This is a genomic window from Ruegeria sp. CDSC085 (assembly GCF_059610465.1).
Genome location: NZ_JBXWNR010000014.1, coordinates 41,549 through 62,935, shown reverse-complemented (window position 1 = coordinate 62,935; position 21,387 = coordinate 41,549). Strand labels below are relative to the sequence as shown.

The window sequence follows — 21,387 nt, the reverse complement described above, 5'->3', positions numbered from 1 at the left end:
TATGGCCCGTCAGAAAAAAACGATCATCACATGCGCCGTAACCGGGGCTATCCACACGCCAACCATGTCGGATGCACTTCCGTACACCTATGATGACATCGCGCGACAGGCGATTGACGCTGCGGAGGCCGGCGCGTCGATCCTGCACCTGCATGCGCGCAACCCCGAGAACGGTTCACCATCGGTCGACCCGAATGACTTCGCACCTTTCCTGCCGCGCATCAAACAAGCGACGGATGCTGTCGTGAACCTGTCGACCGGAGGGTCGCTGACTTTATCCATTCAGGACCGGATCAAACCGGCCAAGACCTTCAGCCCGGAAATGTGCTCGATGAATATGGGTTCGATGAACTTCTCGTTTCATCCGCTGGCTAACCGGTATGGCGATGACGACTGGAAATTTGATTGGGAGAAGGACTATGTCGCGAATTCCGATCAGAACATTTTTCGCAATACCTTCCGGGACATTCGCGAAGCGGCAGAAACGCTCGCGCCGCATGACATCAAGTTCGAACATGAATGCTACGATGTCGGCCACTTGTATAACCTAAGATTCTGCATGGATATCGGGCTGTTCAAAGCGCCGATTTTTATTCAGTTCATCTTTGGAATACTCGGCGGCATCGGGCCCGAGGTCGACAACCTGATCTTCATGAAGCGCACGGCAGATCGCCTGTTTGGCGATGACTACCGCTGGTCCGTTCTCGGAGCCGGAGGTGCGCAAATGTCGCTTGCTACCACTGCAAGTCAGATGGGCGGCAACGTTCGCGTTGGCCTGGAAGACAGCTTGTTCATCTCGCGTGGAAAGTTGGCCGAAAGCAACGCTCAGCAAGTCGCCAAAATTCGGCGTATCGTAGAAGATCTGGGCAGTCAGGTGGCGACGCCTGATGAAGCCAGGGAAATTCTTGATTTGAAAGGGGGGAGACCGCGTTGCCTTCTGATGATTGGACGCTTGGCCTAACCTCTCATCGAGTGGCTTATTTTTGGAATTTCGAAAACCCTCAGGAGGTTGAACCATGCGATTGGTATATTTGGCAATCAGCGCGCTTTTGGTGGGTTTTGTTACCGTTCAGGCTCATGCTCAAAACGAAGCCCAAGACATCACCAACCTTTTGCTCAGCAACCGATCTGGAGACTGCGCGGATTATGAAGGAGTGTATTCTGCTTCGGTGGAGGACGTAACGCGCCAACAACGGTTTAACTCCGAAATCGAAATTTCGGCAGAAAGCCAGCATTGCACCCTCAAGACCAATGGCATTCCTAACCATGATTTCAACGGGCCCACAGCCAACTTCGCTAACAATGTACGCGAATTGCCTGGCACTTTTCGGATTCCCAGAAATCCGGAAAAGGCCCGTAACCAAACCGTGCTGTCGCAACGGAGTTATGATGCCATTTTGTTGAATGGCGTGCCGGTCGATTTGCTTTCGGCTGGGTGTTATCGCCCGAGCGGCCCGCGAGCAGATAAGAACGGCAATGTGTTGGCAGGGTGTCGAGACACTGATCCTTGGCTGCTCGATCCGCCGTCCTACGATCAGTATTTTGGCGTAGATCTTCACAATGCTCACGCCCAGCCCGATGGGAGGTATCACTACCATTCCAATCCAAATGCTCTGTTTTTGGATCACGACCTTGATAAACCGTCACCTGTTATTGGCTTCGCAGCTGACGGCTTTCCGATCTACGGGACGATTTTCAAAGACAGCGACGGCAAAATTAGACCTGCGATCTCTGGCTATGAACTCAAAACTACACCACGACCTGCTCCACCTACAGGGCCCGGTGGTACGCCGGACGGGACATATATCGACGACTACGAGTTCACAGAGGCTGGCGATCTAGATAAGTGCAATGGCATGACTGTGGATGGCCAATACGGATACTATGTCACGACAAGCTACCCGTGGGTGCTCAACTGTTTGGTCGGAGCACCTGACAGCTCATTCGACAAAAGGTGATTTCTAGCCCTGATTTCGGAGATGCAGTTTTGACCTACCCTGGATTGACCCAGACACTTCGCGTTTTCTCCGCGATGCTAACGGTATTGCGAAATAGCTCGCAATTCTAATCTGTTTGGGATTGCTATCCGTTTAAAGCGGTCAAAGTGATTCATTGAATTTGAGACTGCTGCCTTGGGGCTCAAATCAGATGTTCTTTGCACCCAAGCCTTTTAGCCAAGAGTTCCTGTCTATCAATCTGATCATGAGAAATAGAATACTGGGGTTTCAAATGACTTGGCCCCGGTAAACTGTGGGTTGCGACGAAGCGAGGAAAACACAATGCTCGCTTCGCTGTATACTGTAGTTACTTCAGGTAAGTGTTGAACCAATCAATGGTGCGGTCCCAGGCTAGGTTCGCCATTTCTTCGTCATAACGAGGCGTGCTATCGTTATGAAAACCGTGGTTGGCATTTTCGTAGATGTAGGCCTCGTAAACCTTTTCGTTGGATTGCAGGGCGGCTTCAAAATCCGGCCAACCTGCGTTGATGCGCTCATCAAGCTCTCCCATCTGAATCAGTAACGGTGCCTGAATTTTAGCCACATCCTCAACTGCTGGCTGGCGACCATAGAATGGCACGCCTGCGGCCAGTTCCGGGTAAGCCACGGCAATTGCGCTGACCACACCACCGCCATAGCAGAAACCCACAGCGCCAACCTTCCCGGTGCAGTCTTCTCGGTTCAATAGGTATTCAAAGCCATTGAAGAAATCATTCATCAGCTCGACCCGATCGACCGTCTTTTGAAGCTCGCGCCCATCAGCATCGTTGCCTGGGTATCCGCCAACCGACGTCAGACCGTCTGGAGCCAGAGCCATAAAGCCTGCTTTCGCCAAGCGTCGCGCCACATCTTCGATGTAGGGGTTAAGGCCGCGGTTTTCGTGGATTACCAATACCGCGGGCAGGGGCTCTTCAACGCCGGCGGGTCGGACAAGATAGCCGCGAACATCACCGGTTCCATTCGGTGAAGGGTAGGTGATGTAGTCCGCGTGGATATCGGGATCGTTGAACGACACTTGCTGAGCCATCGCGTAGTTCGGGCTGAGCATGTTCAGCAGCGCGGCCGCTGTCACGCCGCCGACCGCGAACTTGCCTGCGCGGTCCAGGAATTGGCGCTTGGTGATCTTGCCGTGCGCGTAAAAGTCATACAGGTCCAGAAGTTCCTGGTCGAAGTCTTTTGCCGTCATGCGAGTCATTGTGGATCTCCTGATGAGTTTGGCAGTCTGAAGGGTGGGTAGTATCCGATCTGAAAGTCTTGATTTGATTGAGCGTCTGGATGGGCTTCCTAAGATACCGCCGGTGACAGTTCCTTGTTCGCGTACCGTTCGCGCAGCACGTTCTTTTGAACTTTTCCCATAGTGTTTCGCGGCAACTTCTGGACGAGTTCGTAGCGGCGAGGATGTTTGAATCGCGACAGTTTGTTTCTGATGATCGAGTCGATCTGTTCCACCTGAAGCTGTGCTCCAGGCTCGGCAACCAAAGCAGCAATAATTGCTTCTCCAAATTCGTTGTCGGGAACCCCGAAGACCGCCGATTCCTGAACACCATCGACATCGTTCAAAACGTCTTCAATTTCTTTGGGGTAGACGTTGTAACCACCAGTGATGATCAGGTCTTTTGACCGACCTACAATCGACAGGTAGCCATCCTCGCTGTACTGGCCCAGATCTCCGGTGATGAAAAATCCATTTTCTCGAAGCTCTTCAGCCGTTTTTTCGGGCATTTGCCAATAGCCCTGAAAAACATTGGGGCCACGCACTTCGATCATTCCGACCTCGCCCTGGGGCAGCGGTTCTCCAGTTTCAGGGTTGGTTACGATCACCTCGGTGCCGGGTATGGCTATACCAACAGTTCCCGCGCGACGCTCACCGCCATAAGGGTTAGAGGTATTCATGTTCGTCTCGGTCATACCGTAGCGCTCAAGGATGTGGTGGCCGGTGCGCGTTTCGAACGCCACATGGGTTTCTGCCAGCAACGGGGCTGAGCCGGAAACAAACAGGCGCATGTTCTCTGTGATCTCTGCGGTGAAACCGTCATCCGCCAGCAATCGGGTATAGAAAGTGGGGACTCCCATTAGAAGGGTCGAGTGGGGCAATTCCTCCAAGATCATACCATTGTCGAATTTTTTCATCAGCCGCACTTTGGAACCGGCGAGTAGTGATGTGTTCATTGCCACGAAAAGCCCGTGCGTGTGAAAGATGGGCAACGCGTGAATCAAGCGATCAGCGTCGGTGATACCCCACAAATCCACAAGGGCTTGGGCATTGGACAGCAGGTTTCGGTGGCTGAGCATCGCGCCCTTGGACCGGCCCGTGGTACCTGATGTGTAAAGAAGCGCCGCGAGGTCGTCCGGCGCGCGATCCACGGTTTCGAATACACAAGGCTGTGCGTCCGCTTCGTGGCTCAAGCTTGGATTTTCGCCACCCAAGGTCAGCAGCTTTGCACCAGACCGGGTCGCCAATTGTTCGAATTCAACTTTGTCGTGGCTGTCGCAAACGATTAACGCAGGTTGCGCATCAGAGATGAAATAGTCCAACTCTGCCATGGTATAGGCAGTGTTTAGGGGCAGGTAGACAGCACCTGCCTGAACCGAAGCGGCGTAGAGCGCAATCGTGTCGGCCTGCTTGGGCGCTTGCACAACGATGCGACTGCCAGGGGAAACTCCGCTGTTCTGCAAGACATGCGCGATTTGCGCGGTGCGCTGCAGAAACTCATCATAAGTGACCACCTGGCCATTATCGAGTTGCAGGAATGGAGCCGTGTTGCCCTCGTGGCGGGCAAACAAACTGTCGTAAAGTGTATTAGTCACGCTGTATTTTCCCTAGGCTTTACCGCAAGCGTCGCAGTTGAAGCCGCGCGAATTGAACGCGAGGCTTGGATCGTGGCACGTGTCGCGAATTCTTCGTGGTAACGTTCTGTTTTGTTCAAATCGTAAAGGTAATTGACCATCGCACCTCCGGATTGGGCGCGTCCGTTTGGCGACTGATCTGCCTGGGTATGCAGGTCATGAAGCTCGGCACCATTTCCCAAGTGAAAGCGCGCCACAGGGTCAGGCGGCATGCCATCTTCGCGCTTGGCGAACATCAAGTACCGGGCGGCCATCGCGCGCACGTCCTGCGGTGTTGCTGTTTCTGCAAGCACGGCCTCGGCGGCATGCCCGTGTTCCGGGTTGTCTGTTTCACCAGCCAGCCACCGGTTTAGCCCCGGTATCGGCGACAATGTCACAAAGGTATCAAGCCCGCGAAGCTCCCGCGAAAGCTCGGTCACAACCTGCTTTATCAATAGGTTCCCAAAGCTGATGCCCGCCAAACCCTTTTGGCAGTTTGAAATGGAATAGAACGCCGCGACCTTTGCCTGCTCGGCTTCGATCGGTTCTCGTGCTTCGGATAGAAGCGTATCTATTGCATTCGGGATTTCAGCGGTCAGAGCGACCTCAACAAAAATCAGTGGCTCATCTGGCATCGAGGGGTGGAAGAACGCAAAACAACGACGGTCTGGCGGGTAGAGCCTTCGCCGCAAATCGTCCAGATCGTTGATCTGGTGTACCGCTTCATAGGCGACGATCTTATCCAGAACGCGGGCAGGGGTGTCCCAACTGATTTGCTTGAGGACAAGAAAGCCTCGGTTGAACCAGCTGCGCAATAAATGGACGAAATCGATATCCGTTCGCTTGAGTTCCGGTTTGGATTTGAGAAAGCACAGCAGATCAACGCGTATGGCTACAAGTTCCTGCGTCGCACCAGACGGCTGGTTCAGCCGTCGCAATAACTCTTGCCGCCGTGGCTCTGAAACTTCACTAAGTTTTTGATAAAGATTGACACTTTGGTCACTGGCGTAGAGGCGGGCTGCTTCAGAAAGCTGATTTGCGTCCAACTCAAGTTGGTCATTCAAATAGACAAAAAAGTCTAGTTTCTCCGCATCATTCAGGGTGTGGTAGCGCTCAAGGATCGTAGACGCTAGCGTGAAGCCTGATACTTCACCTTCCGCAGATAAAAGCGCCTCACATAGCTCGGCAATGGACCGTTTGTCATCCTTGCCACGCCTATTGTCGGGACGGTCCAGCAATTGGTTTAGTAGATCACCCAGAAACCAATTCCGCTGCATTTCAGGGCTCCATCTGGCTGCTAAGGTACTCACCTGTTCGGCGGTAGTGATCGATTAGGTGCCGAGTTGCGCTGTCTGCGTCGTGATTTAATGCGGCGTCCAGGATTTGCTGATGTTCAGCGGCGATGTCTCGCTTTTTGTAGCTCGACCCGCCGGCCGCCAGATAGCGGTAGCGAATGTTCAGGTCATAAAGTTGCGAGCAATACCGCAGCAGCAACGGCAGTTTCGAATTGTCCAACAAGGCCATATGAAACGCCTTGTGAGCGTCCTCAAAGTCCCGCGCCCCGTTCTGGCTGGCCTTTTTCATATGATGGTGACGTAAGACAAGCCGATCTTCCCAGGCCGCATCCGCATTGGTGATGGAAGCGCGCAACGCGGTTTCCTCAAGGTTGCAGCGCAACAGAAGTATTTCCTCGAAGTTACACTTGCTGACTGGCGCTGCCCGAAATCCGCGCTGATCAATCCGCTCGACCAACATGTCTGAAGTCAAAAGGCTAAGCGCTTCACGAACCGGACTAGCGCCAGTGTCCAAAAGCCCGCGAAGCTGTTCGATCTTGAGTTTTTGACCCGGAGGTAATTCTCCGGTCAGGATCATTTCGCGCAGCCTTCGATACGCTCCATGAGTGGCTGATGTCTCTTTGCCCTCGGTATCAAGCATGGCGTCCATATCCGACTGTTCCTATTTCGCGGCAAATACTCTTGAGTGCACTTAACTGAAGGCACTCGTTCCAGTCGATAGACCAACTGAAAGGTTCAGCGAGCCTTCGTTGATCAACCAGCGCCGAAGTACAAAGCTACGTGCCCCGCTTTTGTGCATAGGATCGTCTTCGGCCAGCTTCCGGGCGGATTCAAGGTTGTCGGCGCGATAGATGATCAGGCCCATTCCTTGCATATGCTCGCCGGTTTCATCCGACATGGGGCCTGCAAAAGCCAGCTGCCCCGAACGTTCCAACTGCGCCTGATACGCCAAGTGATCTGGCAGTGACGCCTTTACATCTTCGAGCGCTTTGGCTGGCGTGCTCAGCGCGACGTAAAGCTCTAAAGCAAGCGCACCGCGGCTTTTTGCTTCTGATTTGTAGTCTGCCCAAGCAACCATTTGCCGTCTCCAAAATATCGATATTATTTGACATATGGCAAAATAGTCGGCAAAAATCAAGCGAACTGACATGGATGGTGAAAATGAAATACCTGGTGGGAGAGACTTCGGAAGGCACAGCGGTTTTTGTTGTAAACGGCGAAAACGCAGTGAATCTAACGGCTTTGGACCCTGCCGTCGGTTCGGATTTGATGGGTTTGATAGCCAAGCCTGAACTGGCCGACTCACTTGTCGGCAAAATTGACGCGGCAGACAGAATGCCCGTGTCTTCCATCACTCCGGCATTGCCCGTTGCTGCTCCCGGAACGATCATTTGCATGGGGTTGAACTACACGGACCACATCAAGGAAGGCGGGTATGACATCCCGGAATATCCGACGCTGTTCATGCGCGGGAAGAACTCGATCATGGCGGCAGGGCAACCTATGGTGCGGCCTGCCTGTTCCGAGAAGCTCGACTACGAAGCCGAACTTATGCTGATCGTGGGAAAACGCGGCCGCCATATCTCGGAACAGGACGCACTGGACTATGTCTTTGGCTACACTGTATTCAACGATGGTTCGCTGCGGGACTATCAGCGCAAAACCGTTCAGTGGACGCCCGGCAAAAACTTTGATGACACGGGCGCGATCGGTCCTTTCACCGTGACGCCGGATGAGTTGCCCGAAGGGGCATCAGGTCTGAAGATCGAAAGCCGTGTGGGTGACGAAATCCTGCAAAGCTCGAACACGGCCAATATGATCTGGGGTGTCCGGCAGGTAATTGCGACGATTTCGGAATATACCACTTTGGAGCCGGGGGATCTGATTGCGCTGGGTACGCCGCCTGGTGTCGGACACGCCAAAAAGCCCAATCCCCGTTGGTTAAAGCCCGGCGAAACCGTTGAGGTCGAGATTGAAGGCATCGGAATTTGCGCCAGCCCAATCATTGACGAAAAGGACGCCAAGTCCAAGGTGGTTGCAGCATGAGCGCACCAACCGGAGCAGAGCTGGAGGCACTTCGCGCCAAGGCGCAGCAAGATCACCGCGATCTGCGCGAACGCATTCCACGCTTGTCGGATGACGCGATTGCGTTGATCTTACGCGAGTCCAGATCTCACTACGCGTGGACCGACAAGCCAGTTTCTGATGCGTTGCTTGAAGAGATATACGACATCACGATCAACGGCGCGACCAGCATGAACACGCTGCCCGCGCGCTTTATTTTCGTTAAAAGTCCCGAAGGGAAAGAGCGGCTTGCAAGGTCTTTAAAGCCGAAGAATGTGCCAAAGATGATGGATGCTCCGGTCACGGCGATCATTGCCTATGACATGGACTTCTGGAAGGAACTGCCCTTTCTTTTCCCGCACGAAGACCGTCGGTCATTGTTCGAAAACAAGCCCGACTACGTGGCAGACACGGCCTTTCGAAATGGCACGCTTCAGGGCGCTTACTTCATGATTGCGGCCCGGGCTGTCGGGTTGGACGTCGGCGCCATGTCAGGTTTTTCGAACAAAATCGTCGACGAGGAGTTTTTTGCTGGCACGACGCTCAAGTCCAATTTTCTTTGCAATTTGGGCTACGCGGACGAGACCGGATTGTTCCAGAAGCTTCCACGTTTTCCGTTCGAAAAGGTTTGCTCTTATGCATGAGGAGGTGACGCTGTGGCTATGAAAGTGAAACCCGTCGTGACGTACCGCACGACAGCTCAATGCCCGACGCACGCGCGCACCGAGATTCCAATTCGTGATTTGGATGTTGTCGTCGACGAACCGGTCGAACGGGGCGGAACAAATCTTGGCCCGTCTCCGACCGAAACCGCGATGGCAGCGCTGATCGCCTGCACCAACGTCATCGGGCACAAAAACGCGCACCGTTTGGGAATTGAACTCGGCACGGTAACAATCGACGCGAAATGCAGGTTGGACCGGCGTGGTGTGCTGATGGAGGAGGAGATCGATGTTCCGTTTCCGGAAATCGAACTCACCGTGAATTGTGAGACGCCCGCCAGTCAGGAGGAACTGACGCGCGTGGGCGAGGAGACAGCCAAGTATTGCGCCATCGCAAAACTGTTTGAAGCGGCAGGCACGGACCTGACCGTCAACTGGGTCAAAACAAAAAAATAAAAAAGACCCGACTTTCTGGGAGGAGAGAAATGAAAAACTGGACCAAATGCAGCCTTGTGGCAGCTGCTCTGGCAGGCGTCATAGCGATGCCTCTGGCGGCGGAAGAGAACATTTCCGCTGTCGTGATCGATGGTTACCCAGACCGGGCGTTGTGGGTGAAGGAATTCACCAACTTTTTCATTCCAGAAGTGGACAAGCGGCTGGCTGAGTCCGGTAACTACAAAATGAACTGGCAAGAGAACTACGGCGGTTCAATCGTTAAGCCGAAAGGCGTTCTGGAAGGGATTCAGCTTGGCCTTGGCGACATAGGTATCGTCACAACCATCTTTCATTCTTCTAAGCTGCCCAGCCAGGGTATTTCGGGATCGACACCCTTCGTGGCGTCGGACTCCCGTGCCGTGGCTAAGGCAGTGGATGAAATCGCGCGCGAATACCCTGCGATGCAGAACGAGTTTGCCGCGCAGAACCAAGTTTATCTTGCCACGGGCGTTGTGCTCGACACCTATCAAATTTTCTGCACGGAACCTGTTTCTTCGGTTGCTGATCTTGAGGGCCGCAAAATCGCGGGAGCAGGCCTGAATCTGCGTTATCTTGAAGGGATCAAGGATGCCGCCGGTGTACGCGGGGGACTAACCGATTTCTACAACATGCTTCAAACCGGCCTCGTCGATTGCGGCATGCTTTGGCCCGAAGCCGCAAAGACGTTTAAGATCGCGGAAGTAGCACCTTACATGCTCAAGGCTGATCTTGGAGCAGTGAATTCGAAGACCATCACCGTCAATGCCGACTATTGGGCTAGCCTCCCGGACGAAGTCAAAGACGTGTTGAAGGCCGTGGCCATCGACTACCGTGACCATGTTGCCGGCATCGCGATGGACCGCGCCGCTGCTTCGCGGGATGCGTATGTTGAAGCGGGTGGAACAATCGTTGAGGTTTCGGACGAAGACCGTGCCGCTTGGGCAAACGCCATGCCGAATGTCGCGCAGGAATGGGCCGCGACGCTGAACGATAACGGCGAGCAGGGCACAGAGATGCTGGCCGCCTACCTTGGCAAGCTTCAGGATGCCGGTTTCACCGGAGTGCGTGACTGGACAGCCGAATAACTGTCCGGCGATCCGGGAAAGGGGCCTTTCATGCTGACGACCGTAGTTGCTGGCCTGTCGCGGGTCGCCAATTCGCTCGCAATCGCCGCCAACGCCTTGGGTACGCTCGTCGTCCTGGCGTTGGTGGTTGTTCTGAATGTCGACGTTATTGCACGTGGCCTGTTTTCAGCTCCATTACGTGGCACTTATGAAATGGTGCAGTTCTCGGTCGTAATGATCGTTTTTCTGCAGTTGGCAGACGTGGTCAGAGTTGACCGGCTAACACGCTCGGACGGGTTTCTGAACCTGCTGCACCATCGTCGCCCGGGGCTAACAGCCAACCTGAGGCGCATCATCAATGCCATCTCGGCGATCTTCATGGCATTGATTGCCTATGTGACATTCCCTGAATTCCTACACATGTGGCAGACACAGGACTACTTCGGAGTGCCCGGTCTTTTCACATTGCCATGGTGGCCGGTCAAACTGGTCATCGCGTGCGGTACTGCGCTTGCCTGCGTGATCTTCCTGCTTAAGGTCGTCACGGCGCAGGACCGCCCGCAGCTTGTCCGTACACCCGAGCATGACGAGGCCGCAGAATGACGCCGATTGAGATTGGCCTGATCTCGGTCATTGCCATCGTCTTTTTGATCTACGCAGGTGTCTACATTCCGATTGCTTTGGGCGTGGTCTCCTTCGTGTCGATCTGGCTGATGCGGGACAACTTCACGCTTGCGCTCAACCTGCTGAAGGTTGCGGTAGGCGACAGCGCGATGGAATACAGTTTCGCGACAATCCCGCTGTTTACCTTTATGGGTCTCATCGTTTCAAAAGCGGGACTAGGCAGGGACATTTACGAAGTCATGACCATGCGGTTTCGCAAGGTCAAAGGCGGTATCGGAATGGCGACCGTCGGAGCAAACGCCGTGTTTGCGGCCGTTACCGGGTCGTCCATTGCGTCCGCATCAGTGTTCACCAAGGTCTCGGTCCCGCAGATGATGGCGCAGGCATATAATCCACGTTTTGCGGTTGGGGTTGTGGCCGGGTCGTCGGTTTTGGGGATGATTATTCCACCCTCGGCGATGCTGATCATCTATTCTTTTGTCGCCGAACAGTCCGTAGGGGACATGTTTCTGGCGGGAGTAATACCCGGTATCATGCTGGCGATAGCTTATGTGGGCGCGATCTGGTTGATGGGCCGCTTCACACCTGCATTTGTGGGCGGCCGGGTCGTCGAAGACACCGAATGGATGTCCGGGCGCGAGATCGCATCTAAGACCCTGCCCACATTGTTCATTATCACGGTAGTGCTCGGTGGCATTTACACAGGATGGCTAACCGCTGTCGAGGCGGGTGCCGCCGGGGCACTGGTTGCGCTGGTCATCGCCGTCGCGCGCAAGTCCATGACACCAAGAGCGTTCTGGGACGCGTTGCTGGAAACCGGTCACATTACAGCGGCGATTTTGTTCCTGATTACGGCAGCTTCGATTTACAGCCGCATGCTGGGACTGGCCGGGCTGCCCAATCAGTTGCAAGACTTGCTTGCGGGGAATTCAGCGTCCTTTTGGTCGATCATGCTGCTCTACGTCCTCTTGATGCTTTTTTTGGGAACACTACTCGATACGGCGTCCATCATTCTGATCGTTGTCCCGCTGTTTCTGCCCATGGCCGAAGCTCTGGATATGTCGCTGATCTGGTTCGGTATCATCACTGTTGTCGGCGCTGAAATCGGACTTTTGACCCCGCCGCTAGGCATATCCTGTTTCGTCATCAAATCCACGATCAACGATGACCGCATATCGCTAATGGACGTCTTCATGGGCGCACTTCCCTTTGCGTTCGTGATGCTGATCGTTCTGTTCATTCTGATCGAATTCCCGATCCTCAGCCTTGCCCTGATATAAGGAGGCCAAGATGCGCTCTGTTACCTCAGACAATATCACCGACGTTTTCATGGGGTACTTGTCCAAAGATACCGATCCAAGGATGCGTGAAATCATGGGGTCTCTGGTCAAACACCTTCATGGTTTTGCCCGTGAGACCAATCTGACACATGACGAATGGCGCGCAGGAATAGCGTTTCTTGAGGGGTGCGCCGCCGTAGAAACAGAAGACAGGCACGAGTTTGTTCTGGCCTCGGATGTGCTAGGCCTGTCGTCTTTGGTGGATATGCTGCATTCCAGCCCTGACGCGACCAGTTCCTCCGTGCTGGGGCCATTCCATGTCTCTGGCGCACCCCCGCTGCCGATCGGAGGCGATATGAAACGCCACTATGGAGGGCCGGTTCTGCTGGCCGAAGGCGTGATCCGGGATACAAAGGGCAATCCGATTGCGGGTGCTGAGCTCGACATTTGGCAAACCGCGCCAAACGGGCTTTACGCCAGTCAGGATGAGGAACAGGATACCTATTCTTTTCATGGCTTGATGACGGTCGGCTCAGATGGCCGCTATGCTTTCACCACTGTCAAGCCAGTGGAATACACTGTACCATCTGACGGGCCGGTTGGGGATATCCTGCGCGCCTGCGGCCGCCATCCCTGGCGACCGTCGCACTTGCACTACATCATTAAGGCCCCGGGTTATCGCTCGTTGGTGACAGAAATATTTCCCGACGATGATCCCTATCTGGATGAAGACACGGTGTTTGGCGTGCGCGACGATCTGGTGATGACCTATGTTGAAAGGCCAGTTTCAGAATTTCCTGATGGCATGGAGCTTTCTGGTAAGATCACTGAACCTTTCTTGCACGTGAAGTTCGATGTGAGGCTTGCCAAAGTCTGAACGATATTGAGGAGGCTTGAGGTGCTGAAACATATCTTCATATTAGGTGCCGCGCTGATTTGCAGTAGTGCTATCGCAGAAGAGCGCCCGATCTTTGACGCGCATATTCATTACAGCCACGATGCCGTCAAACTGGTTCCTCCCGAACAGGTGGCCAAAATCCTTCGGGATGCGGGCGTTCGTAAAGCCCTGGTCTCCAGCTCGGATGACAATGGCACTCAACTATTGTTGGCCGCAGCACCAGATATAGTCGTGCCAGCACTGCGCCCTTACCGTCGCCGCGGTGAAATCAACACCTGGATGCACGATGAAACTGTAGTCGACTATTTGGAAGCAAATCTGGCCAAGAACGACTACGAAGCCATCGGCGAGTTTCACGCTTACGGAGACGACATTAAGACGCCGGTCATCCAGCTTATGATTGCACTGGCTAAAGAGCGGAACCTTGTTCTACATCACCACGGCGATCGAGAGGCCGTTGACCTGATCTTCGAAACCTGGCCGGAGGCAAGGGTATTGTGGGCGCACTCTGGCTTTGATGATCCAGCGAGCGTTGTTGACGCGCTGGACACGTATCCCAGGCTTTGGGCCGACCTGGCGTTTCGTTCAGACATGGCTTCAAGAGGCAGAATTGACCCCGATTGGAAGGAGGCTTTCGAAGCCCATCCGGATCGTTTCATGGTTGGTACGGATACGTTCGCACCTGAACGTTGGTACTACGTAGGCCCTCATGCCGATTTTTCGCGTGAATGGTTGGATTTGTTGCCGGACCAGATCGCAGACAACATTGCCTATGCCAACGCAGAACGTTTGCTGGCATCAGAATGACCCACTGCACTGCTTGGTTTCTTATATGGTCCAGCGCGGCCGTTGCTTGTGAGGCGACGGGGCAACGCATGAATTCGGACGCTCAAAACGCGCCCGAGGTGTATCTGGCTGTCGACGAAATTCCGTTGGCGCAACCGTTTTCCATTTTGGTTTCAGTTTGCGATGAGACCGCTGTTCGCCAATTGCATGTGGATGCAATAATGCCGGCTCATCGACATGGTATGAACTATACCCCCAAAGTTACCGCCTTGGGCGGCGGAGCGTTCCGCGTTGATGATATGCTGTTTCACATGCCGGGTTTGTGGGAGCTGCAGGTCGATGTCGACATCAATGGCCAATCAATTTTCTATTCGTCAGAAATTGCGCTGAAATGAAGCTGTGGGTTACAGCTGCGCTCATAGCCTTGACAAGTGCAGTGCGTGCAGAGGTCTTGTTATCTGCAGACGAAATCGAACAAACGCTTTCCTTTGGGCCGTGGCCACCATCCTTCCAGTCAGACCCAAGCAATAGGGTTTCGAACAATGCCAGAGCGATCGCGCTTGGAGAGGCCTTATTCAACGATCCGGTGTTATCCGTCGACGGTGCATTTTCTTGTGCAAGTTGTCATGATCCTGAACAGGCGTTTGCAACGTCGGAGGCGCGGGCGCTCGGCCGTGTATTGTTAGACTGAAACACTCTATCACTGCGGAATCTGGCCGGACTCCGCTGGTATGGGTGGGGTGGCAAAGGCGATAACCTTTGGGCAGCCAGCCTGCATCCGATCATCGAAGAGCAAGAGATGGCGCACAGCCCCGAAAGCCTAAAAACAGCAATCTCTGAAAGTGCCTACATTGATGACTTTGAAGCTATTTTTGGCGTCATCCAAAATCAAGGCCCAGAGCTTGTTCTGGTGAATACTGCAAAAGCTCTTTCGGCTTACTTGGAGATTTTGGTTACCGACCGGACGCAGTTTGACGATTTTCGCGATGCCTTAGAGCGTCGAGATTTTCCAGCGGCCGCGTACTACCCCGAGGCAGCCCAGCGAGGTCTTCAGCTGTTTTTAGGGCGCGGGAATTGCGTATTTTGCCACAACGGCCCGAGGTTTTCCAACAATGAGTTCCACGATGCCAGTGTACCATATTTTCTGAATGAAACCGAGGTCGACGAAGGTCGGTTTGGTGGATTGAACATTTTGCTCTCAAGCCCCTATACACTGGACGGCGACTGGAATGACGATCCGGATAAGCAAGGTGCTTGGGCGGTTCGAAATGTACGCCGGAGCCACGCTGATTTTGGAACCTTCCGCACGCCCAGCCTGCGCGGAGTGGCTGAAACCGCGCCGTACATGCATGACGGCAGCCTAAGGGATCTGAACGCTGTGATCCGGCATTACAGCAAAATCAATACGGAAAGGCTGCACGCCGACGGTGAAGCCATTCTCTCGCAATTGAATTTGTCTGAGCAAGAGATTGCAGACTTAGTTGCGTTTTTGTTGACGCTGTCCAAGGCGCCTTATTAAAGCATTTGTGTTTAAAGCCCAGGAATGGGCTATTTGGCAAGCTGGTTCGGCGACTATCGTTAGCAGTGCCGATGAGCGGGTTCTGCTCGCTCTGGGTCAGAATTGCTTGACGTTTGGGTCAGAAATGGATGACGTGATTGGCCGATTTGTTGAGGTTTTGGATATCGATTGAGTCAAGTATCAGTGACGTTCTACATTTCCTGTTGAACGTCACACGAATCTGACCCAACCGTCACAGGTGGACCAGAAACAAGGTGAACGTTCGACATCAGATGGCGCCCCCAACGTTGGACATCAGTTGAATTTGACCTTTGCGTCATCAACTAACACGCCGCCCCCTTATTATGCTCCCGCAGACAGTTTGGTTTGTTCTGACTTCCCTTTCGGACAATCAGAGCTGATTTGCAGGTCAGACAGCGAAGCTGCCTGTTCCTGCTAATCTGCCACGTGGCAAACGCGGGGGGGGGGGGGGGGGGCGAGGCAACGCTATTCGACAGGGGTGGTGCGGCCCGCAGGCACAGCCGAGGACAAGCGGTCATATTTCACGACCGATATCCGCGCCGATAGGAAACTGCAGAAGATGATCTAATGATTCGGCGCCGACCAGTAACAAGGCAAAGCAGTCATTCGACAGAACTGTTTCGAGGGCTGCGACCGCAGCATCACAGAACCACCCTGAAGGTCTCCTTTGGGCCGCTTTCCGAGCTTCGAGGTCAAAGCAGTGCAAGTTTTTTAAGGTGGTTTTTACACAATTGCTGCATCGATTGAAGCTTTGTTTCAAAAGCCGGTCATGCTCTGATGTAACCATGAAAATGAACAAAACTGCACTGGCTTACGGGGCATTGTTGCTTGCAATGCTGATCAGCGCCGGGAACTTTTTGTTCGGCAATCTGGCAGTCAACGAAGTTCATCCGGTTGTATTAACATTTTGGCGCTGCCTGATTGCAGCAATATTTGTTTTACCACTTGTTCTGAAGAGACGGAGCAACCCATTCCATCATTTTCAGGGCAGTTGGCTTCGTACTACAATCCTTGCTTGCATTGGCGTGGTGGCTACGCCCTGGTTTGTATATACAGCGCTCCAATCCAATGATCTGATAGATCTTGGCGCCGGATATACCAGTGTGCCTTTGCTCACGATCTTGTTTTCGGCATTGTTGCTTAACGAACGATTGCGAGCAGTTCAGTATCTGGGTGTCGCCATCGCACTCTTTGGAGCGCTGGTTTTTGCATTTCGTGGTGATTTGGAAAATCTAATCAATTTCAACCCGCATCTCGCCTTCCTTTTGATGATAGCCTCCAATGCCTGCCGCGGGCTTTATTTGGTTCTTCTCAAGAAATGGCACATACATCTTAAGCCCGACGAAGGTTTGTTCGTGATTTTCGTTGTTGGCATTGTCGTTCTGCTGCCGTTCGTTGTGATACATGAAGCTGGCACATTTCGACCATTAGACTACTCTTGGCAGGTCTGGGGCTCGATCCTGTTCGTCGGAGTTGGTATGGGTGCTATCTATCTGCACTTGCTTAATTTCGGCACAAACGAAGTTGGTGCGTCGACAGCCTCCCTATTTGCATATCTCGTGCCGATACTCGTTACGGTCGAAGCTGTAGCCCTAAAGGGGGTGGATCTCCAGATCTATCAAGGTTTCGGCGGTGTGCTGATTGTTAGTGGCGTTTTGATCGCAACCCGTTTGCACCATCGACCAACCGCTGCGGACCATCCGCCTCATTGATACATGTGCTTCCAGCGGTATTGTGCCTGGCCTCATTTTGGGCAAGGCGAATTGAATGGAATTCTATGCCTCATGGCCAGTCCGCAGAAGGTGAAGCTCAATCCGGCAAACCAGCTTCCCGGAGGTCTCCGACAAATCTGTCAAGATCGCTTTTTTGCAGGTTTTCGAAGGCCAGACGGACGCGCGAACAGGTCATGTCGGGGCGTTTTTCTTTGCTCTGACTGATTATTCGTCTCGCTTCATCCGGAGCTTTCTGTCGTATCAGTATTACCGCCAACACATAACGGCCGAATGGATCAACCGATTTTCCCTCCAAAGCTGTTCTCGCACAAGTTTCCGCCTGATCAAAACTGTCGAGAACATAAAGGCAGAAAGCTTTGGCCAGCAGTTTCACCTTGAAATATGGACCTGATGGGCCAAACCGGGTTGCTGTCTCGAAATGGGACAACGCAGGCTTCGCCTGCCCATTTGCCAGATGTGCATATCCGAGAACCAAATGCGCGTTTGCTGCACTTGGGTTAAGACTGACGGCAAGTTGTGCCTCTGCAATCGCGGTATCGTGTTTGTTATACTGAGTGTAGGCACGGGCAAGAGTGGCATGCGCGAAACTGCTTTGTTCATCCAGGGCCACGGCGCGCTCCGCGTGATAGAGCGCGCGTTCTTTCGCCTCTGCCCGATCATCGACCTGGACGAAGAACAGTTTTCGAAGCTCGGCGTTTGCCATCACTGCGTGCGCGAGCGCGTAGTCTGGTGTGATATCGATGGTTCTTGTTAAGATATCGTTTGCTTTCTGGGTATCTTCATCTGTGAATTTGAACAGATGCCACAGTGCTTTTTGAACCCTGTCCCACACGTTGATTTCACCACGTTTCAATCGGGCTTGTTCGCGCAAGTCAAACCGCAACTCCCAATCTATGTGCCCGACAACGGCTGACGCAATTTCCTCCTGGAGGGAAAAAACATCTTCCGTTTTGTGGTCCAGACGATCAGCCCAAAGATCATGCCCAGTTGATGTGTCTACCAGATGGGCGGTCACACGAACGCGCTGATCGTCATAGCGCACGCTACCCTCTACCAAATAATGCGCCCCGAGACGTTGTGCGATCTCTTCGCCGGCCAAAGAAGCATCTTTGAGGAGCTTGGTTGAAGTAGGAGAGACCACCGATAGCCAATCCACTTTTGCCAGTTCGGTCACAAGTTCATCGTTGATGCCCGCCACAAACCCATTGGTGTCGCTTTGTCCACTGAGGCAATCGAAAGGCAGCACTGCGACTACTGGCTTTTGCGGTGTTGGAAGCTGTGTGACCATCTGATCAAACAGACGGTCTTTTTCGGCCGGCGGCTCTGTTTTTGGTGCAAGTGTTTCGGTTTCAGTTCGATTGCTGGACAAAGCTTCTTCCGCTGTCGGAAAGCGGAAAACTGGTCCGTGCCGGGGCCACTCAACATTGTTGAGCGTCATGTAGTCTTTAAGGTTGTGGGCTGCGTACAAGAATGCGTGGCTGCGAGCAGCGACACTGAGGTTCTTGTGTGCGAAATTCAGGCCCACTGCGACACGGGCCAGCAAGTATTGGCTTTCCATAAAACTGAGCCGATGGCTTTCGTGGCGCTCAACCCAACTCATCGCCCCACGCCGCAGAGTTCTGACAAATTCGACGATGCCGACATCATCCTGCCAAAGCCCCAATGTGTGGTGTTTTGAATGAAAGAGGCCAAGATCATCAAGGATGGCATCCCATTGGGCAGGTATGCAGTTTCCGCGCCGCGCCAACAGGTATGCCAATTCGAAATACGCGTGGTCGTAAAACAAAAACTGTTTGTTTACGTACAACGCCAAATCGATCAGAAAATAATCGGGATCACGGCTTTGGTGCGCTCGAACCAGTATATTGTAACCATGGAGGTCCCCATGCACCCGACCCTTTGCCGCTCTTACACTCAACCGGCTTGGCAGGTTCTCATCGTAGGCAAAAGCCAGCGGGTTTGGGTACCAGTGCCCTTCAAACATCAGACAACGTTCGTTCGGGTCATGACCGCAAACATCCGAAAGAAAGTGATGCAGCCGACCTGGTTCAGAGTCCAGTCTGTAGCCGAGCCATCCGGAAAGCAGTTCCCCCGGCGACTGCAATCCGGGCGCCATTTCATAATCGACGTTCCAGTCATCGAGCAGGCTTCTCGACAGCCGCTCAAGAACGTTCAAGGCCAGCTCGTAGCCGCAATCATTCCAAGGAAGAGAGTATTCAAGTCCTTGCGCCACAACGGTGGAAAGGATCACGACCTTACCGTCGTGTTCCAAAGAATGGACAATGCGTGCCAGATGCTTTGATCCAAACGCAGGAACCGCTTCAAACGCCTCCAGATGTCGCTGGGTTTCGGCCTTTTCTTTCCATTCCGGATCGGGCAGGGCGTCAAATTTGAGAATGGCCTGGCCGCTGAATGCGTCGCAAGTGATGTCGACAATAAAAACAAGGGCACCGGACTTGCCGGCACTTAGTTGTCGGTGAAAATAAATTTCACCCTTCACTGACCACCTGTCAGTTATCAGCGGCAGAAGCTCAATGTAAGCTTCAGGCCATGAGAGATCATCGATGGCGGGCATTAACGTCACTCCGCAGAAGTGCGACCATGGAAGGTGTATATCTGTAAGGCGGCACCGTTTCGTGACATGATACACAAGCAATAGTGTGAACCAAGGCGTTTAAATCGACCGGTCAGAGCTTTCTACGCGACGGCTGGACCTGCCCTATAGAGCCCGAAGGGCTGCAACATGCATAAAAGTCCGCTTTACGAGAAAATACCGATAAGCATTTGAACGCGATCAATGATTGCATTCGGCCGCTCCTAACAAGTTGCGGAAAGAAATCTCGGTATCGCCTCAGATCTCGGCGTTAACGCGCAGATTGAACCAAGTTGGCTACGCCAATTCGCTGATCATCGATTTCAGGTGGCGCATGTCGGTACCGCAGCACCCTCCAAATACTTTAATCGACGGATTCTGCCGCGCAATCGAGGCAATCTGTTTGCCAAGTTCAATTGGATCGCCTTCGTCCAGCTCATCGGCTTCGTCAAGTTCCGCATGCGAGCAACTCGAAGCGTTCGCCACCAGGCCTCTAAGTCGGGGGTGGTTGCCAAGCGCTCTGCCGAAATGGGTCGGATGGGCGCAGTTGACCATAAAAAACAGCGCCGCCGAGCCGGTTGCCGCGTCGATTTGGTCTATGCCGTCCACAAGTTTGGTTCCGTCTGCCAGGCGCCCGTCTGTCTCAACAACCAGAGACATGATGATTGGCAGATCAGCGTCTCGGGCGGCGAGGATGCAACCCGCTGCCTCGCATGGGCGGTTGAATGTATAAGCAGTGACCAGATCGACGCTTGTGTCTTTCAGGCTTTGCATTTGAGCGGCGTGGTATTGACGTGCATCTTCGACGGGTACCGGCGGGATGTCGGCGTATGGATCATAACGCGGGCCGATGCAGGCCGACACCAGTACGTCATCGCGAGCAGAAGCTTGGCGCAGGTCCTCCATCAAACTCACCGCATCTTTGTTCACCTCACTGAGCCGTTCTGCATTGTACCCCAAGGGCGCTGCCCGGTCGGCGTTCGCCATCCAAGTGGGCGCATCAAGGATGCATCCGACATTCATTTCTCGGGCGAGATCGACAAGTGCCTGCATTTGACCGGCCAGTATTGCCCTGGTGCCAGGTTCTTCCAGCAATGGAAACGACGCGAAACCGGGTAACTCAACTCCATGATTGAATATCAGGTCGGTGCCAGTGCCGGCGTAAACCAGAAAGGTCTTATCACCTTCGAGTGAGAGCTGTCGGGCCATTCTGATCTACGCCTATTGCCGTTACGCTTTCACAAGAAACCTACATTGTCTTGGGCCTCCTGTGAACCTTAGGGCGGCGACAGGGTGTCTGCCGTGAGAATGACCTCATCTTCCCGGGCAACTCGCAACCGCAGCGAACGCCCCCTTCGGCGGGCTGAACCGCGGATGCATCAAGCCATTGCCAATGGCCGATTTGGGCCACCTCGTCGGGCAGATTTACCCGTCAGCTTAACTTTCTGTGTCCGATCTAACGACCGTGAAGGCCCAATCTCGAGATTGTATTAGCGCTTTCCCCACACACTATAAGCGGACGGTCATCAGCATTTTTGCTGATTGTAAATG

Annotated in this window: 19 protein-coding genes and 1 pseudogene; 13 read left to right on the top strand and 7 right to left on the bottom strand. The window is 53.6% G+C overall.

Annotated elements, in window-relative coordinates; genetic code table 11:
- Position 1 precedes the first annotated feature (1 nt).
- Positions 2-961 carry a 3,5-dioxohexanoate:acetyl-CoA acetone transferase gene (kce, locus tag AC2FJB_RS17495; RefSeq protein WP_496720471.1) on the top strand — a complete coding sequence of 320 codons (960 nt, stop codon included), beginning with the start codon at positions 2-4 and terminating at the stop codon, positions 959-961.
- 55 nt (positions 962-1,016) lie between these two features.
- Complete coding sequence (locus AC2FJB_RS17490) at positions 1,017-1,958, top strand: YHYH protein (protein WP_496720472.1); 942 nt, start codon at positions 1,017-1,019, stop codon at positions 1,956-1,958.
- Positions 1,959-2,304: 346 nt separating this feature from the next.
- Here AC2FJB_RS17490 and yghX read toward each other — a convergent pair whose 3' ends face one another.
- From yghX to AC2FJB_RS17465, 5 genes are all read right to left on the bottom strand, one after another.
- A complete protein-coding gene (gene yghX / locus AC2FJB_RS17485) occupies positions 2,305-3,192 on the bottom strand; it encodes a YghX family hydrolase (protein WP_496720473.1) in 888 nt (295 codons plus the stop codon).
- An 89-nt stretch (positions 3,193-3,281) separates the two neighbouring features.
- Entirely contained in the window at positions 3,282-4,805 is a 1,524-nt protein-coding gene (locus tag AC2FJB_RS17480) for a malonate--CoA ligase (protein ID WP_496720474.1), read from the bottom strand.
- The gene (locus AC2FJB_RS17475; RefSeq protein ID WP_496720475.1) at positions 4,802-6,100 is read right to left on the bottom strand and encodes a malonyl-CoA decarboxylase; all 1,299 of its coding nucleotides are present in this window, start codon (positions 6,098-6,100) and stop codon (positions 4,802-4,804) included. Before AC2FJB_RS17475 ends, AC2FJB_RS17480 begins: the two co-directional genes overlap by 4 nt.
- Position 6,101: 1 nt before the next feature.
- Positions 6,102-6,767 (bottom strand): GntR family transcriptional regulator, encoded by a 666-nt coding sequence (locus tag AC2FJB_RS17470; RefSeq protein WP_299898915.1) that lies wholly within the window; start codon positions 6,765-6,767, stop codon positions 6,102-6,104.
- Between the two features lie 42 nt (positions 6,768-6,809).
- Positions 6,810-7,196, bottom strand: a complete 387-nt coding sequence (locus tag AC2FJB_RS17465) for a YciI family protein (RefSeq protein WP_496720477.1) — start codon at positions 7,194-7,196, stop codon at positions 6,810-6,812.
- Between the two features lie 83 nt (positions 7,197-7,279).
- Here AC2FJB_RS17465 and AC2FJB_RS17460 point away from each other — a divergent pair, with 83 nt between their 5' ends.
- From AC2FJB_RS17460 to AC2FJB_RS17410, 11 genes and pseudogenes are all read left to right on the top strand, one after another.
- Positions 7,280-8,164 (top strand): fumarylacetoacetate hydrolase family protein, encoded by an 885-nt coding sequence (locus AC2FJB_RS17460; protein ID WP_496720478.1) that lies wholly within the window; start codon positions 7,280-7,282, stop codon positions 8,162-8,164.
- Positions 8,161-8,826 (top strand): malonic semialdehyde reductase, encoded by a 666-nt coding sequence (locus tag AC2FJB_RS17455; RefSeq protein WP_496720479.1) that lies wholly within the window; start codon positions 8,161-8,163, stop codon positions 8,824-8,826. The genes AC2FJB_RS17460 and AC2FJB_RS17455 overlap by 4 nt, the downstream gene beginning before the upstream one ends.
- An 18-nt stretch (positions 8,827-8,844) precedes the next feature.
- Complete coding sequence (locus AC2FJB_RS17450; protein ID WP_496720480.1) at positions 8,845-9,300, top strand: OsmC family protein; 456 nt, start codon at positions 8,845-8,847, stop codon at positions 9,298-9,300.
- A 29-nt stretch (positions 9,301-9,329) separates the two neighbouring features.
- Positions 9,330-10,403: a C4-dicarboxylate TRAP transporter substrate-binding protein gene (locus AC2FJB_RS17445; protein ID WP_496720482.1), complete on the top strand. Its 1,074-nt coding sequence runs from the start codon at positions 9,330-9,332 to the stop codon at positions 10,401-10,403.
- A 30-nt stretch (positions 10,404-10,433) separates the two neighbouring features.
- Positions 10,434-10,985 carry a TRAP transporter small permease subunit gene (locus AC2FJB_RS17440; RefSeq protein ID WP_496720484.1) on the top strand — a complete coding sequence of 184 codons (552 nt, stop codon included), beginning with the start codon at positions 10,434-10,436 and terminating at the stop codon, positions 10,983-10,985.
- The gene (locus AC2FJB_RS17435; protein ID WP_496720486.1) at positions 10,982-12,286 is read left to right on the top strand and encodes a TRAP transporter large permease; all 1,305 of its coding nucleotides are present in this window, start codon (positions 10,982-10,984) and stop codon (positions 12,284-12,286) included. The genes AC2FJB_RS17440 and AC2FJB_RS17435 overlap by 4 nt, the downstream gene beginning before the upstream one ends.
- Before the next feature lie 10 nt (positions 12,287-12,296).
- Positions 12,297-13,163, top strand: a complete 867-nt coding sequence (locus AC2FJB_RS17430; RefSeq protein WP_496720488.1) for a dioxygenase family protein — start codon at positions 12,297-12,299, stop codon at positions 13,161-13,163.
- A 21-nt stretch (positions 13,164-13,184) separates the two neighbouring features.
- Positions 13,185-13,991, top strand: coding sequence for an amidohydrolase family protein (locus AC2FJB_RS17425; RefSeq protein WP_496720490.1), 807 nt, complete (start codon positions 13,185-13,187; stop codon positions 13,989-13,991).
- 68 nt (positions 13,992-14,059) lie between these two features.
- On the top strand, positions 14,060-14,365 hold the full coding sequence (locus tag AC2FJB_RS17420) for a hypothetical protein (RefSeq protein ID WP_496720492.1): 306 nt from the start codon (positions 14,060-14,062) through the stop codon (positions 14,363-14,365).
- Positions 14,362-15,489: pseudogene (locus AC2FJB_RS17415) on the top strand (cytochrome-c peroxidase). Before AC2FJB_RS17420 ends, AC2FJB_RS17415 begins: the two are co-directional and overlap by 4 nt.
- Positions 15,490-16,295: 806 nt before the next feature.
- Positions 16,296-17,222 (top strand): DMT family transporter, encoded by a 927-nt coding sequence (locus AC2FJB_RS17410; protein WP_496720625.1) that lies wholly within the window; start codon positions 16,296-16,298, stop codon positions 17,220-17,222.
- Positions 17,223-17,319: 97 nt separating this feature from the next.
- Here the strand turns inward: AC2FJB_RS17410 and AC2FJB_RS17405 are convergent, their stop codons facing one another.
- The gene (locus AC2FJB_RS17405) at positions 17,320-19,818 is read right to left on the bottom strand and encodes a tetratricopeptide repeat protein (RefSeq protein ID WP_496720623.1); all 2,499 of its coding nucleotides are present in this window, start codon (positions 19,816-19,818) and stop codon (positions 17,320-17,322) included.
- A 315-nt stretch (positions 19,819-20,133) separates the two neighbouring features.
- On the bottom strand, positions 20,134-21,045 hold the full coding sequence (locus tag AC2FJB_RS17400) for a homocysteine S-methyltransferase family protein (RefSeq protein WP_496720621.1): 912 nt from the start codon (positions 21,043-21,045) through the stop codon (positions 20,134-20,136).
- Positions 21,046-21,387 lie beyond the last annotated feature (342 nt).

Coding starts and splice junctions, on each gene's coding strand:
- kce (WP_496720471.1), top strand. CDS start 2: ATGGCCCGTCAGAAAAAAACGATCATCACATGCGCCGTAACCGGGGCT.
- AC2FJB_RS17490 (WP_496720472.1), top strand. CDS start 1,017: ATGCGATTGGTATATTTGGCAATCAGCGCGCTTTTGGTGGGTTTTGTT.
- yghX (WP_496720473.1), bottom strand. CDS start 3,192: ATGACTCGCATGACGGCAAAAGACTTCGACCAGGAACTTCTGGACCTG.
- AC2FJB_RS17475 (WP_496720475.1), bottom strand. CDS start 6,100: ATGCAGCGGAATTGGTTTCTGGGTGATCTACTAAACCAATTGCTGGAC.
- AC2FJB_RS17470 (WP_299898915.1), bottom strand. CDS start 6,767: ATGGACGCCATGCTTGATACCGAGGGCAAAGAGACATCAGCCACTCAT.
- AC2FJB_RS17465 (WP_496720477.1), bottom strand. CDS start 7,196: ATGGTTGCTTGGGCAGACTACAAATCAGAAGCAAAAAGCCGCGGTGCG.
- AC2FJB_RS17460 (WP_496720478.1), top strand. CDS start 7,280: ATGAAATACCTGGTGGGAGAGACTTCGGAAGGCACAGCGGTTTTTGTT.
- AC2FJB_RS17455 (WP_496720479.1), top strand. CDS start 8,161: ATGAGCGCACCAACCGGAGCAGAGCTGGAGGCACTTCGCGCCAAGGCG.
- AC2FJB_RS17450 (WP_496720480.1), top strand. CDS start 8,845: ATGAAAGTGAAACCCGTCGTGACGTACCGCACGACAGCTCAATGCCCG.
- AC2FJB_RS17445 (WP_496720482.1), top strand. CDS start 9,330: ATGAAAAACTGGACCAAATGCAGCCTTGTGGCAGCTGCTCTGGCAGGC.
- AC2FJB_RS17440 (WP_496720484.1), top strand. CDS start 10,434: ATGCTGACGACCGTAGTTGCTGGCCTGTCGCGGGTCGCCAATTCGCTC.
- AC2FJB_RS17435 (WP_496720486.1), top strand. CDS start 10,982: ATGACGCCGATTGAGATTGGCCTGATCTCGGTCATTGCCATCGTCTTT.
- AC2FJB_RS17430 (WP_496720488.1), top strand. CDS start 12,297: ATGCGCTCTGTTACCTCAGACAATATCACCGACGTTTTCATGGGGTAC.
- AC2FJB_RS17420 (WP_496720492.1), top strand. CDS start 14,060: ATGAATTCGGACGCTCAAAACGCGCCCGAGGTGTATCTGGCTGTCGAC.
- AC2FJB_RS17410 (WP_496720625.1), top strand. CDS start 16,296: ATGAAAATGAACAAAACTGCACTGGCTTACGGGGCATTGTTGCTTGCA.
- AC2FJB_RS17405 (WP_496720623.1), bottom strand. CDS start 19,818: ATGCCCGCCATCGATGATCTCTCATGGCCTGAAGCTTACATTGAGCTT.
- AC2FJB_RS17400 (WP_496720621.1), bottom strand. CDS start 21,045: ATGGCCCGACAGCTCTCACTCGAAGGTGATAAGACCTTTCTGGTTTAC.